A 13,484-nucleotide genomic window follows, 5' to 3' on the forward strand; every position below is an offset into this window, starting at 1 on the left:
CTTTGAGCCGATACGTGATGAATGCCATTGGTATTACGCTAGGGTTGTCGTTTTTGTGGTCCTTCTTAGTGGCGCTGTTTGCGGTGCCTTCTATCATCTACATTGCCCACCTCAAGAATATGCTTGATACGCCCAACGTGCGTACCGTGCATGAGTCGCTCACGCCACGCTTGGGAGGTGTAGCGGTATTTGCGGGGTTTATGTCGGCTCTCACCATCTTTGCCGACCTCAACAATGGCGTCCAACAGTTGCTGGCCGGCTGTATCGTCTTGTTTTTCGTGGGGCTAAAAGACGACTTAGTGAGTATCTCGGTCACCAAAAAGTTTGTGGGCCAACTTCTCGCTACCGGCATCGTGATGGTAATGGCCGATGTGCGCATTACTAGCTTTCAGGGAATTTTGGGCATTCATGAGTTGCCGATCGGTATCAGCTATGCATTCACTTTTTTAGTTATAGTGGGTATTACCAATGCCATTAATCTTATAGACGGACTGGATGGCTTGGCCGGTACCATTGTCAGCATCATCGTCACAACGTTTGGTTACTTTTTCTACCGGTACGGCGGCTCTGAATTTGGCAATTATGTGTATGTGTCGGTGTGCGTGCTGGGGGGCATTTTGGGCTTCCTCCGCTACAACTTTCACCGGGCTACCATTTTTATGGGCGATACTGGTTCGCTGGTATGCGGCTTCATCGTCTCTATTCTCACAATCCAGTTTATTGAGATGGGTGCCCAACTGGGTCAGCCATTCGGGGCCTCAGCCCCATCAGTGGCCGTCGGAATCCTGTTCGTGCCCCTCTTTGATACGCTTCGGGTTTTCCTGATCCGAATGATGGCTGGTCGGTCGCCATTCTCGCCTGATAAGAACCATGTGCACCATCGCATTCTGGCTATGGGTTTCCAGCAAATCAGTACGGTGATGTTGTTGGGTTTATTGAATCTGGTGGTTATCTTATTCGTGATCAACTTCGCTGAGCTGGGCAATACAATTCTTATTGTCGCATTGATAGCCTTCTCAGTGCTATTAAGCGTGTTTCTGGGCGTATATCGTAGCCGCACGGCGCAACAGCGAGTAGCTTCCTAAACCAGTGATAGACAGAAGTACATACGGAGGTAGAAGTGGCAGCTGGGGGGCATTTCTGCAGCTGGTGCTACTACTATTATCTCTGAGTGCTGCTGCAGCCGAGTATAAGCCGTTGCCACCCGCACCCCGCACTGGCCTCTCTTCCGATTGGCTTATCTATGACGCCCCCCGCAATCAGCTGATTCTTTATCTCCCGGATTATCATGCGCCAGCGAAGGCATACCATCAATGGGTAAGTATCCGGCCAGGTCAAAAACTGCCCATCACCTTCACTGCACGTAAAGACTTAAGTATTTTTTTAGATAACAGGTTGGTATTCACTGCCGCTACGCCAGCCTCCTATTCCCTTGACTTAGAGAAACTTTTGCCCCCCGGCACCCCCGCTGGCATGCATCTGCTGTGTATCTGGCATCCTACCGTTTCTCCCGACTTTTCTTCCTTCACCAACGCCCCTGTTCTGCCGGTAATCGCGAAGGGCAAGGTAGATGCAGCACCTTATCAGGCTCAGCTTCGAGTACGAGGCCACCAAGGCCAAAATGTATTTCTATGCTTCTTATTGCTGATTGGGTTATTGTACGGCGGTATCAAGGCTGCGTATCAGCCCGGATTCGCCCGCATCTACCAGTTTGACAGGCTGCTTGGCAAATCGAATAGCGATGAGGCATTTCTGACTAAGCCTACTATCACGTGGCTGAATCTGCTGCTGGTATTTGTGTTCTCTCTTTCCTTTGCCTTGTTGCTGGTTGCCATCCACACCAATATTCAGAGCATCGTAATTCTTCGGCGCCTGTTCGATGTACCTGAGTCGGCTATTGTCGCTCGGGTCCTGCTCTATGCAGGTCTGATAGCTTCGTTTGTGCTGGGGAAATACTTGTTCTTAGAGTTGATGGGCTACATCTTCGATGTCACCCCACTAGTGATAGTGCAGTATCGGGAGTTTGTGCGCACCATTCTGTTTATGGGCTTGTTTCTACCCGTTGTAATGCTCTTTTATCTGGCCCTTAATCAAACCCTGCCCGAAACAGTACTGTGGATATCCAACGGGGTGGTTTCCTTGATGTTGGTCGGGACAATGCTACGGGTTACGCGCACCCTGCATAGTCGAACATCCCTCCTGAATTTGCATTTGTTTTCGTACCTTTGCGCCACCGAAGTAATACCCCTTACCATATTACTTAAGTTGATCGTTTTTACGTACTGATATAATTAAACGTGGGCCACAGTGCCACGTTTTGCACTCTTCTTATCGCTCCAAAACTACCCACTCACCCACCCTCTATGGCCGAGAGCAAAGACAAACCGGGGACGGGCCGACACGCCAAGCGTATCTCCAGCATACTTGTCACCCAGCCGAAACCAACAGGCGACGTATCGCCCTACTTCGCAATCGCTGATAAGTATGGCATCAAGGTCGATTTCCGGGAATTTATTCAGGTAGAGCCAGTCTCTTATAAGGATTTTCGCAAGGATAAGATCAACATTGCAGAGTATACGGCAGTCATCTTTACGAGCCGTAACGCAGTAGATCATTTCTTTCGTATCTGCCAAGAAGCAAAGCTGGAAATGCCTGCTGAAATGAAGTATTTCTGCATTTCGGAGCAAACTGCTAATTACCTGCAGAAGTATATTGTACTGCGCAAGCGTAAGCTTTTTGTGGGTCAACGTACTGCGGCTGATCTGTTTGATGTTATCAAAAAGCATAAAAGCGAGAAGTTCTTATACCCCTGCTCTGATATCCGAAAGGATGATCTGCCGGAATTTATGAGGGCTAACAACTTCAAGTTTACAGAGGCTGTGATTTATCGCACTGTGGCCAGCGACCTTTCGGATCTGACGGACGTAAAATACGATTGTATTGCCTTCTTTAGTCCTTCCGGCATCAGCTCGCTATTTGTCAACTTCCCTGACTTTGAGCAAAATGGCACCCGCATCGCTGCCTTTGGCCCCACTACAGCCAAGGCCGTAATCGATGCTGGCTTAGAGTTGGATATTGAGGCTCCACACCCCAATGCTCCTTCTATGACAGGTGCTATCGAGCAATATATCCGTTATCATTATGGACCTGACGCAGGTAAAGAGAAGAATAAGGCCGATAAGCAAAACGCTTAAACTCATATAGCAGAGGCATTTTCACGAGCTAAACCCTATAGTTAGCTCATTTGATGCGCAGACTTTTTTCCATAGATTTGGAATCAGTTACGTAGGGTATTATGTCCTACTTAAAATCTGTGCTAAAATTGGGTGCCTATATGAAGAGATCTATACTAGGTGCTATGGTTATGCTTTTAGCAGCCACTGGCACCATCGTTGCCCAACAGCAGCCACAATTCAGTCATTACGGGTTTAATGGCATGTTTCTGAACCCTGCCTACGCAGGCATTAAAGGCCAGGGGGAAGTATTAACTATAGTACGGGAGCAGTACTTTAATTATGGCGGAACCTTCGATCCGGGCGGAAACGACCGGACGTTTTTGTTATCTGCTTCTACGCCTGTTCGTGTTTTAGGCGGTGGTGTAGGAGTAAATATTTATCGCAACACCATAGGAGAAGCCAGCGTTACGACCGCAGCCCTGTCTTACTCGAAGCACTTTAAGATTGGAGACGGTCTATTGGGTATCGGAGCTCAGGGGATATTTAATAACTTAGGCAAGGGCACATACCGGGCAAATGATGCTGACGATCCGAGTGTGCCTTTTGAAAGCTCGGACAGTAAGATTGACGCGGGTGCAGGGGTATGGTATGAGGCTCCAAAATTTTATGTAGGCCTAAGCGTAAACAACTTGTTGAGGTCTCGCTACCAATTCCAGACAGAAAGCAGCCAACGAACTGCATCTTATATTGGAGAGAATCACGCTTACTTAACAGCGGGTTACAATATTGAGGTTAGTTCTTCCGTTGTTGTAACGCCCATGGTCATTGGCAAGTTGGTTTTGCCAGGGGAGTTTGGTGATGATGATAAATTTACTTTCGATAATAACTCTTTTGAAGTAGGTGCACGGGCAACTTTGCAGGAAAAATACTGGGCGGGTGTAGGGTATCGTTATGGAGAATCTTTCACTGGTCAACTAGGCATGAGTTTTGCAGAAAGCAACTCATTTCGCGTTGGTTATGCGTTTGACCTAGTTGCATTTAATCAAGATGCAAGGGCATTTAGTTCACACGAAATAATGCTTTCATATCGCTTACCTAAAATGGGCCCTGCCACCCGCCCTGCAATCCGTACCCCGCGTTATAGTTTCTAACTGCTTATAAATTTTATTTGTATTTAAGGTGACAAAGCAGCTTTTTATAATAGTTGGCCATTCTGGCGCTATTTTTATGATATGAATAGGAGCTTTATTAGCTATTTAAATGTTGCCTTCAGCTCGGGCACGAACCTTGCTAATAGTCACAGCAGTTGTTAAGTTTGCCAATTGTAAAATTGTAATCTTTTGGTATCGCCGCCCAATAGTCTTTTTAAACTTCACATGAATAAGTTTCTCAAATTGCCTCTTGTCGCTTTTTCGGCGCTTTTAATGGGAGGCTGTGGTTTTGGCAAAGGACCGCAGGGCGACCTGGTTGGAGCGGAGGACCGTCCAGATTTTAATCCGCAGGAAGTTCCCTTCGGTATGGTTCCTTGCCCCGGTGGTACTTTCCATATGGGTCAGACGGATCAGGATATATCAGCTTCTATGGTCAACATGAATAAGCAGGTGACAATAGCCGGCTTTTACATGGATGAGACCGAAATCACTAATAACGAGTATCGCCAATTCATGAATGCCATTCGGCAGGATTCGATCGACGTGCTGGGTGAGGAGTATGTGATGACGGAGCTTTACCCAGATACAACTGTGTGGGTACGTGACTTCACTTATCATATGGGTGATCCGCTTATGGAGTATTATTATACCCATCCGGCTTTCGATGATTATCCAGTAGTGGGTGTAGACTGGTTCGCAGCGAAGTACTTCTGCAACTGGCGCACTAAGCATAAGAATGCAGCTAATGAGGAAGCAGGCTCGGCTCCAACTCCTAACTTCCGCTTGCCTTCAGAAGCTGAATGGGAATACGCTGCACGTGGCGGCCGCGATTTAGCTACGTATCCTTGGGGTGGCCCTTATCTGCGTAACTCAAAGGGCTGTATGCTTGCCAACTTTAAACCAGGACGTGGCGACTATGCCAGTGATGGTTACGCTTACACTTCAGCTGTTGGAAGCTTCTTCCCCAACGACTTCGGTTTGTATGATATGTCGGGCAACGTAGCTGAATGGTGTGACGACGCCTACATGGAAGCTTCTGTGCCGGTAGTTTGGGATATGAACCCAACTAACCCTGATGATAACGAACCTCGCAAAGTAGTACGTGGCGGTTCATGGAAAGACATTGCTTACTTCCTTGAGACAGGAACGCGCAACTTTGAGTACCAGGATTCAGCTCGTTCCTACATCGGATTCCGCACTGCCATGATTCAGATTGGTATGGGAACTAACCGCCAGTTGAACTAGAGCAGTAAGCGCTATCTCATTTTACATTTTCATACATTCTTCATCCTTTCCAACCAACTTTTTTCAATTCTTATTTAAAATGGCAGCAAAAGGCGGTAATTTCTTCTTTGATGTGGTCATGCCCAAGATTTATGGCATCGGGGCAGCGGTCGTAATCATTGGAGCATTGTTTAAAATTCTGCACTGGAAAGGTGCTGATGTAATGCTGATGGTTGGTCTGGGTACAGAAGCCTTGATTTTCTTTCTTAGTGCTTTCCAACCTACCTCTAAAGAGCCTGATTGGGGCCTCGTATATCCCCAGTTGGCTGAAGGCTACGACCCTTCTACTGGTGATCCTAGCTTCTCTACCAATAACAACAGCACAGGTCTGACTCGCAAGTTGGACGATATGTTGAAGGATGCTAACGTAACTCCTGCGGCTATATCTTCATTAGGCGAAGGCTTGAACCGTTTGAGCAACACTACACAGCAATTGTCTTCATTAGGCGAGGCTACAAATGTGACAGAGGAGTACACCACGAAAGTCCGTACTGCTACTCAGTCGCTTGAGCGCATCACTGCTTCTTATGCAAATACAGCCGAAGCTATGGCTGCTATGTCGGATGCTACTTCTGATGCAAAAGAGTACCACCTGCAAGTGCAGAACGTAACCAAGAACTTGGGCGCTCTGAATGCAGTCTATGAAATGGAGCTTCAGGATGCTAATACGCACCTCAAGTCTATGAACAAGTTCTATGGCACATTGAGCCAGGCCATGGAGAACCTCACCGAAGCTGGTAAGGAAACCGAGCAGTTCAAGCAAGAGGTGACCAGCCTAACCACTAATCTCCATTCCCTCAACCGCGTCTATGGCAACATGCTGAACGCGATGCGTGCTACCAGCTAGTATTAATACTACGATAGCCAATAAGGGTTCTGTCCACATAGTTATAGATTAGCAAAATAAAATGGCGGGAGCAAAAGAGACTCCACGGCAGAAGATGATAGGCATGATGTACTTGGTACTGACTGCTCTTCTGGCCCTACAAGTCAACTCAGCAATTTTGCTGAAGTTTAAATTTCTGGATGATAGCTTGCTGGGTGTCAATGAAAAGACGTCCACCGCTAATGCCAATACAGTAAAAGGCATTGCTGCAACTGTTCAAAAAAACCAGAACCAAGCGCGTGACCTAGCTGTGCTCAAGCAAAGCGAAGAAGTACGCCAGCAGACGGCCAAAATGGTGGCGTACCTGCGCGACGTTCGCGATAAGCTTGTAACGTCTACGGACAATACAAAAGGCAAGAACGAGTATAAGAACATGAGTGCCGAAGACAAGGTAGCCATCACCATGCTAGGTGGCAACCGTAACGGCGCTGCTTATCCAATGAAGGATGAGTTGAATAAGTACTCAGCTTATATCAAGCAGTATGTTCCTAACGCTGCACCGCTGGCCCTTGATGCGAAAGAGGATCCAATGGTTATCGATCCAGAGCAAAAGAATAAGAACTTCGCTGAGCTAAACTTCGAAAATACGCCGTTGGTAGCTGCTTTGGCAGTGCTATCCCAAAAAGAAACGGAAGTGTTGAAGCTGGAAGCCGATGCATTGAGCGCTTTAGGAGCAAAAGTTGGTGCCCAGACTATCGTTTTTGATAAAGTTGGTGCATTTGCTAGTGCGGAGTCGAATACAGTAGCTGCTGGTACCAAGTACAGAGCTGAGTTGTTTCTGACTGCTTCTGCTAGCACGTTGCGCCCCACCATGACCATGAATGGCACTCCCATTCCAGTAGGTTCAGACGGAAAGGGTAAAGTTGAATTCACTGCTACTCCTGGCGGATTTGATGCTGCTGGTAACGCAAAGAAGCAGTGGATTGGCACGGTGCGTTTCAAGCAGAATGGCCGCGACACCACTTTCAAAGTTCCTGTTTCTTATACCGTAACCAAGCCTGTAATGCAGATTCAATCTGCTTCAGTACAAGCTTTGTACTTCAAATGCGGTAACAAGCTTAATGTACAGGTGCCTGCTTTGGGTGCTCAGTATAAGCCTAGCTTCTCAGCTTCAGGTGCACAGGCAATTCCTGGCTCTAAAACCGGTGATATCACACTGGTGCCAAATGCTAAGCAGGTAACTCTGAATGTAAGCAGCAACGGTAACGCTATCGGTTCACAGACCTTTGAGGTACGCCCGATTCCAAAGCCTGACATCAAGTGTATTGTAGGTGGTCGTGAGGCCAATGAGAAGCAAGGTACGCCTATCACTGCAGTGCGCAACATGAGCCTGAAGGCCATTCCGGATGCTGGTTTCCAGACTTTCCTGCCCGAGGATGCTCGCTATCGGGTAACGCAGTACGAGATCACCTTGGTCCGCGGTAAGCGTCCAGCGATGCCTGCTCGTACCATCAATGGTCCGGATGCTAATCTGAATGATGTTGTAAACTCGGCTCGTGAAGGCGACCGTCTTTACATCGAAGTAAAGGAAGTTCGCCGTTTGAACTTTCAAAATCAGCAGGAAGAAGTGAAGGTGTCGAAGCAATTCAACATCCCGCTCGTCTAGTTACTCTTTCCTGAACTAACCGTCGCTTTTAATTGCTTATCACGGTATGAATAAATTCCTTTCATTCGCTGCTCTGACCGCCGGCCTTACACTGTCATTGACAGCTTCGGCCCAGGAGCAATCCACTACTGCGAGCAGCAATGGCTCGCACCGGCCTATCCCGAACTCGGACATCATGTTCAGTAAGACGATAACCCGGGCTGTTGATTTGCGTGAAAAGCAAAACAAGCCGATGTTTTCTGAAGGCAAGGAAATCAGTAAGGTTATCCTTGAAGCAGTAAAGCGCGGTGAAATTCAGGCTTACCGTAACGATTCGCTGACCAGCACATATACTCCAGCTGAAGTAACGGCAAATATGTCGTTTGCTGAGTCAGCTAATGAGCTAAGCGACGAAGAAAAGGCAGCCGGTTTCACTGAAGCAGATGCTGGTGCAAATGACGACGGTTGGGGTGCTCCTGCTGCTAAACCAGCTGCTGGATCAAGTGCTCCCGCTACAGCTGGTGCGCCTGCTAGCTACGAGTATCGTTACAAGGATTTGTATCAAATGGAGTTGAAGGAAGATATGATCTTCGACAAGAAGCGGTCGCGGATGTATCATGACATCAAAACCATCACTCTACTAGTACCATCTACTCTTAGCTCAAACACCTCGGGCATTGAAAAGGAGATCGGTACGTTCAAGTATAGTGATCTAGTGAAGATGTTCCGGAACAACCCTGATAAGGCTATCTGGTTCAATCCGCAAAACGACGCTCAACACAAAAACCTGGCAGATGCGTTTGAGCTATGGTTGTTCAACTCGTATATCGTTCAGGTTTCTAACCCAAGCGATTCTCGCCTAGATGAAATCTATGGTAGCCAACAGCAAGGTATCCTTGCCTCGCAACAAGCCGCCGCTGATTTGATTGAGTACGAATATAACTTGTGGAGCTTCTAAGCTTTATCTAACAATAAAAAGCCCCCCAGCTATGTTGCTGGGGGGCTTTTTATTGTTAGCTGGTTCTGTGCATGCTTTGCTCTAAGAAAGTATCAAGCGATCTAATCAGCTGCTTGCTCTTGCTGCTCGAAATATGCGAGTAAGACACGCGCTTTCGCTTTGCCTATTTCAGCGACTAACTCAGCTTCGCTCAGCTCACGGATTTTCTTGACTGATTTAAACTTGCTAAGCAGCTTCTCGGCCGTCGCGGGGCCAAGACCTTTCACATCCGTTAATTCCGTTTTAAGCGTTGCCGCATCCCGACGGTTACGGTGGAAAGTAATACCGAAGCGGTGCACCTCATCGCGCATGCGCTGAAACAGGCGTAACGACTCACTCTTCTTGTCGATGTAAAGCGGAAGAGGGTCATTCGGAACATAGATTTCCTCTAGGCGCTTGGCGATACCTATTACTGGGATCTGGCCCCAGAGATTAAGATCTTTCAGGGCTTTCACAGCCATGCTAAGCTGCCCTTTGCCACCATCTACGATAACTAGCTGAGGTAAGGAAGCGCCCTCATCCACGAGCCGGCGGTAGCGGCGAGTCACAACTTCGTACATAGAGTCGAAGTCGTTGGGACCAATAACGGTTTTGATGTGGTAATGACGGTAGTCTTTCTTGCTTGGCTTGGCATTACGGAAGCAGACCATGGCTGCCACGGGGTTGTCTCCCTGAAAGTTGGAGTTGTCGAAGCACTCTATATGCTTTGGAAGCTCTGTCAGGCGCAAATCCTTCTTTATCGTCTCCATAATACGAACCTCGTTTAGGTCCTTGGAGCGGTCATTCATACTCTCTTTTTCCTTGCGCAGATAAAGCACATTCTTAATACTCAACTCGAGAAGCTTACGCTTGTCACCGATTTGTGGGGTGGAAACAACGACACCCGGCAATGGCAAAGGAGGTAAGGCAACGTTGGTGAGGATCTCCTTCGATTCACTCTCAAACTCTTCCCGCATCTGCATGATCAGGGGGGGCAAAATTTCCTCGTCAGTCTCATCGAGCTTCTTCTGCACTTCCAGCGACTGCGTCAGGATGATAGAGCCATTCATCACCTTTAGATAGTTGATAAACGAACTCTTCTCGTTGGACGCAATCGAGAAGACGTCGATATTCGAAAGTGAAGCATTAACGACCGTCGATTTTGCTTGAAAGTCGTCGAGGCGGTCCAGCTTTTTCTTGAGAGTGTGCGCCAGTTCGTATTGTTGCTCCTGGGCGGCGGCCATCATGCGCTCCCGGAAATAAGCCTTGGGAACGGTAAGATTACCACTCAACATGCTGCGGATCTGCTGAATGTATTGATTATAGGTTTCCTCGTCCTGCAAGTTTTCGCAGGGGCCTTTGCAGTTGCCCAGGTGATACTCCAAGCAAACCTTAAACTTGCCGGCCGCTACGTTTTCGGGAGTGAGATTGTACGTACAGGTACGCAACGGATACAAGGCCCGAATAAGCTCCAGGATGACGTTCATAGCCGTTAAGTTGGCGTATGGGCCGTAATAGCGCGAGCCATCGTTGATCTTCTTACGCGTCGGGATGAGGCGTGGAAACCGCTCGTTGGTCAGGCATAAGTAAGGATACGTCTTGCCATCTTTGAGCAGGATGTTATACTTCGGCTGGTGCTGTTTGATAAGATTGTTCTCAAGCAAAAAGGCGTCGGATTCACTGTCTACTAACGTGAATTCGATGCGCTTGATATTCTTGACCAGTTGTTGGGTTTTCTTATTGTGGTCCTGCTTGGTAAAGTAGCTGCTTACGCGCTTACGCAGGTCTACAGCCTTGCCAACGTAGATAATGCCTTCATCATCAAAGTATTTGTATACACCCGGACGATGGGGTAGCTGACGGATTTGTTCTTGTAAATGGGCTTTAGCGGCCATATGATGGTAATTAGGCGCAGAATGAAGGTCCTGATAGAGGTACGCAAATAAAGAACGCGAAGGTGTACAGAGGAATTTCCTAAACCCACAAAGAAGGCATAAAAACAAAATCGTGGCTGGTAAGGCATACCAGCCACGATTTATTATTCTATTAAAAGTCTATTAGCTAAGTAATAGCCTTTCTTAAATCTCCTGTCCATTAAGAATATCAAGATCAGTCTGGTTAAGCTTCTGATCTACTGGAATAGTATCGCGCTGGCCACCGTAATAACGGCTGCAATCTATCTCAATGCTCAACGGTTGCGCAGGTTTTGGGAAGGGCGCCTTGCTTACATCCAGGCTCTTATCGCCGTATACTTTGCGCATAAACAAGCCGTAAATAGGAAGCGCCGCCCGAGCGCCCTGGCCATTGGAGCCATTACGGAAGTGAATGCTACGATCCTCGCCACCTACCCACATGCCACAAACCAGATCAGGCGTGATACCCATAAACCAGGCATCAGAGTAATTAGAAGTAGTACCAGTTTTGCCCCCCATCTCATACGGAAACTTAAAACCCGTTTTGAGAATGGTAGATGTACCGCCGCGCTCCGTGGTAGAGGCTTGCAGCATGTGCGTCATTAGGTAAGCAGTTTCTTCACTCAGGGCCTCACGGGTCTGGGGGACAAATTCGCGCAATACGTTGCCGTTTTTATCTTCAATCCGCGTCACCATCATAGGCGAAGTCCACACTCCTTTGTTAACGAAGGTACCGTAAGCGCCACACAACTCATAGATGCTTACGTCGCTGGAGCCGAAGCCGACGGCTGGCACGGCTTCGATAGGGGAGGTGATACCCAACCGCTTGGCGTAGGCAACAACGGTTTCGGGGCCTAGCTTCTGCACCAGGAAGGCCGTAATTGAGTTCATTGAGCGGGCCATGGCCTGCCGGATAGTGAACGTGCGACCTGAGTAGCCTCCTTCAAAGTTGCGGGGCGTGTAGGCCGGCCGGCCAGCTTCGGCGGGGAATGTAACCGCTAAATCCTGCACCTGATAGCACGGAGAATACCCCTGGTCGATGGCTGCCGTGTACACAAAAGGCTTGAACGTAGAGCCAGGTTGCCTTGTGCCTTGCTTTACGTGGTCGTATTTAAAATACTTAAAGTTGGTGCCGCCTACCCACGCTTTTATCTGCCCATTTAGTGGGTTCATCGCCATAAAGCCAGCCTGCAGATAGCGCTTGTAGTACGCCAAGGAGTCTATGGGCGACATGGTCATTTCCTTCTCCCCCTGCCAGCTGAACACCATCATCTTGTACTTCTTGTTTAGATAGTAGTTGATAGAGTCCTTGTTGCCTTCAAAGCGGGTATTGAGAGACTTGTAGCGCTCCGTGCGCTTGATGGCTGTTTGCAGAAAGTTGGGAATCAGGCGGCCTGTTTCATCGCGCCACGGCTGCTGACCCTTCCAATGCTGCGCAAATAGCTTTTGCTGCTGCTTCATATGCTCAGCTACCGCTGATTCCGCATATTTCTGCATCCGCGAGTCAATGGTGGTATAGATCTTCAGGCCATCGGCGTAGAGGTCATGGTCGGTTTCGCGGCTCCATTGTAGAAGCGCTTTGCTTACCTCCCGACGGAAATAGGGGGCAATGCCCTTGTTGGCATTTTCTACATTGTAGGTTAGCGCGATAGGCTTAGCCGCCGCCGCTTCATATGATGCCTGATCAATGTAGCCGTACTTACGCATCTGACTCAATACCCAGTTACGCCGGGTTTTTGCCCGTTCCGGGTGCTCTACCGGACTGAAGTAAGAGGGCGCGTTAAGCACTCCTACCAGTAGGGCTGACTCCTCCAGCGTGAGATTTTTGGGCTGTTTATTAAAGAAGGTTTTGGCTGCTACGTTAATACCAAATGCATTCGATCCGTACTCATTTATATTCAAGTACATCGTCATTATTTCGCGCTTGGTATAGTTGCGCTCCAGCCGAATGGCCATTATCCATTCTTTGGTCTTGATAATGAGCATACGCAGGCCTGGCACATGGCTAAGAGTGCCGTCGTTGAGGTCGGCGCGGGTACGGAACAGCACCTTAGCAACCTGCTGCGTAAGTGTACTGGAACCCCGCCGAATGCGCCCCGATACATAATAATACGGAACGGCAAACAGGCCTTTCAGGTCAATGCCCGAGTGGCTCTCGAAGCGGACGTCTTCAGTGGCAATCAGGCCGTCGATCAGGTTTTGAGGCAGCTCCTCGTAGCCTACCGGCGTGCGGTTTTCGCGGAAATATTTACCCATTAGCACTCCATCGGCCGAGTAGATCTCCGAGGCCAACTCACTCTTGGGGTTTTCCAGCGTTTTGAGGTTGGGCATGCGCCCAAACAGGTTCATAAAGTTGACGCTCACGGCCAACACATATACGACGAAGCCAATCAGCCCGAAGCTAAACAGCATCCATAGCGTGCGCGTGATGCCCGTAAAGCGCCCTGACCGTTGGGGCTTACGTGGCTGAACTTTGGTTTTAGTGGCAGGAATAGCCATTCTTTAGGGAAATT

Annotated in this window: 10 protein-coding genes; 8 read left to right on the forward strand and 2 right to left on the reverse strand. The window is 48.4% G+C overall.

The features are described from left to right. Positions 1–2: 2 nt before the first annotated feature. From IEW06_RS06910 to porN, 8 genes are all read left to right on the forward strand, one after another. Positions 3–1,085, forward strand: a complete 1,083-nt coding sequence (locus IEW06_RS06910) for an MraY family glycosyltransferase (protein WP_229743063.1) — start codon at positions 3–5, stop codon at positions 1,083–1,085. A gap of 64 nt (positions 1,086–1,149) precedes the next feature. Next, positions 1,150–2,286 (forward strand): DUF4271 domain-containing protein, encoded by a 1,137-nt coding sequence (locus IEW06_RS06915; RefSeq protein ID WP_188547797.1) that lies wholly within the window; start codon positions 1,150–1,152, stop codon positions 2,284–2,286. A gap of 77 nt (positions 2,287–2,363) precedes the next feature. Then, positions 2,364–3,194 carry a uroporphyrinogen-III synthase gene (locus IEW06_RS06920; RefSeq protein WP_187312109.1) on the forward strand — a complete coding sequence of 277 codons (831 nt, stop codon included), beginning with the start codon at positions 2,364–2,366 and terminating at the stop codon, positions 3,192–3,194. A 140-nt stretch (positions 3,195–3,334) separates the two neighbouring features. After that, positions 3,335–4,327, forward strand: coding sequence for a PorP/SprF family type IX secretion system membrane protein (locus IEW06_RS06925; RefSeq protein ID WP_187734192.1), 993 nt, complete (start codon positions 3,335–3,337; stop codon positions 4,325–4,327). 225 nt (positions 4,328–4,552) lie between these two features. Then, on the forward strand, positions 4,553–5,572 hold the full coding sequence (gene porK, locus IEW06_RS06930) for a T9SS ring complex lipoprotein PorK/GldK (RefSeq protein WP_133274290.1): 1,020 nt from the start codon (positions 4,553–4,555) through the stop codon (positions 5,570–5,572). A gap of 79 nt (positions 5,573–5,651) precedes the next feature. Continuing rightward, complete coding sequence (gene porL / locus IEW06_RS06935) at positions 5,652–6,458, forward strand: type IX secretion system motor protein PorL/GldL (protein WP_223284744.1); 807 nt, start codon at positions 5,652–5,654, stop codon at positions 6,456–6,458. A gap of 61 nt (positions 6,459–6,519) precedes the next feature. Beyond that, positions 6,520–8,103 carry a type IX secretion system motor protein PorM/GldM gene (gene porM / locus IEW06_RS06940; RefSeq protein WP_187733320.1) on the forward strand — a complete coding sequence of 528 codons (1,584 nt, stop codon included), beginning with the start codon at positions 6,520–6,522 and terminating at the stop codon, positions 8,101–8,103. A gap of 46 nt (positions 8,104–8,149) precedes the next feature. Then, positions 8,150–9,040 carry a type IX secretion system ring subunit PorN/GldN gene (gene porN / locus IEW06_RS06945; protein ID WP_187733319.1) on the forward strand — a complete coding sequence of 297 codons (891 nt, stop codon included), beginning with the start codon at positions 8,150–8,152 and terminating at the stop codon, positions 9,038–9,040. A 101-nt stretch (positions 9,041–9,141) separates the two neighbouring features. On the opposite strand, the gene uvrC is transcribed toward porN, so the two are convergent. Then, positions 9,142–10,953 (reverse strand): excinuclease ABC subunit UvrC, encoded by a 1,812-nt coding sequence (gene uvrC / locus IEW06_RS06950; protein WP_188547799.1) that lies wholly within the window; start codon positions 10,951–10,953, stop codon positions 9,142–9,144. A gap of 183 nt (positions 10,954–11,136) precedes the next feature. Beyond that, positions 11,137–13,470 (reverse strand): penicillin-binding protein 1A, encoded by a 2,334-nt coding sequence (locus IEW06_RS06955; protein ID WP_187733318.1) that lies wholly within the window; start codon positions 13,468–13,470, stop codon positions 11,137–11,139. Positions 13,471–13,484 lie beyond the last annotated feature (14 nt).

Origin of the sequence: Hymenobacter qilianensis, from assembly GCF_014638675.1 — a bacterium.
Classification (GTDB): domain Bacteria; phylum Bacteroidota; class Bacteroidia; order Cytophagales; family Hymenobacteraceae; genus Hymenobacter; species Hymenobacter qilianensis.

What these genes read in the sequence shown, in the direction of transcription:
- porN (WP_187733319.1), top strand. Translation starts at nt 8,150, where the DNA reads ATGAATAAATTCCTTTCATTCGCTGCTCTGACCGCCGGCCTTACACTG.
- porM (WP_187733320.1), top strand. Translation starts at nt 6,520, where the DNA reads ATGGCGGGAGCAAAAGAGACTCCACGGCAGAAGATGATAGGCATGATG.
- IEW06_RS06920 (WP_187312109.1), top strand. Translation starts at nt 2,364, where the DNA reads ATGGCCGAGAGCAAAGACAAACCGGGGACGGGCCGACACGCCAAGCGT.
- porL (WP_223284744.1), top strand. Translation starts at nt 5,652, where the DNA reads ATGGCAGCAAAAGGCGGTAATTTCTTCTTTGATGTGGTCATGCCCAAG.
- uvrC (WP_188547799.1), bottom strand. Translation starts at nt 10,953, where the DNA reads ATGGCCGCTAAAGCCCATTTACAAGAACAAATCCGTCAGCTACCCCAT.
- IEW06_RS06925 (WP_187734192.1), top strand. Translation starts at nt 3,335, where the DNA reads ATGAAGAGATCTATACTAGGTGCTATGGTTATGCTTTTAGCAGCCACT.
- porK (WP_133274290.1), top strand. Translation starts at nt 4,553, where the DNA reads ATGAATAAGTTTCTCAAATTGCCTCTTGTCGCTTTTTCGGCGCTTTTA.
- IEW06_RS06955 (WP_187733318.1), bottom strand. Translation starts at nt 13,470, where the DNA reads ATGGCTATTCCTGCCACTAAAACCAAAGTTCAGCCACGTAAGCCCCAA.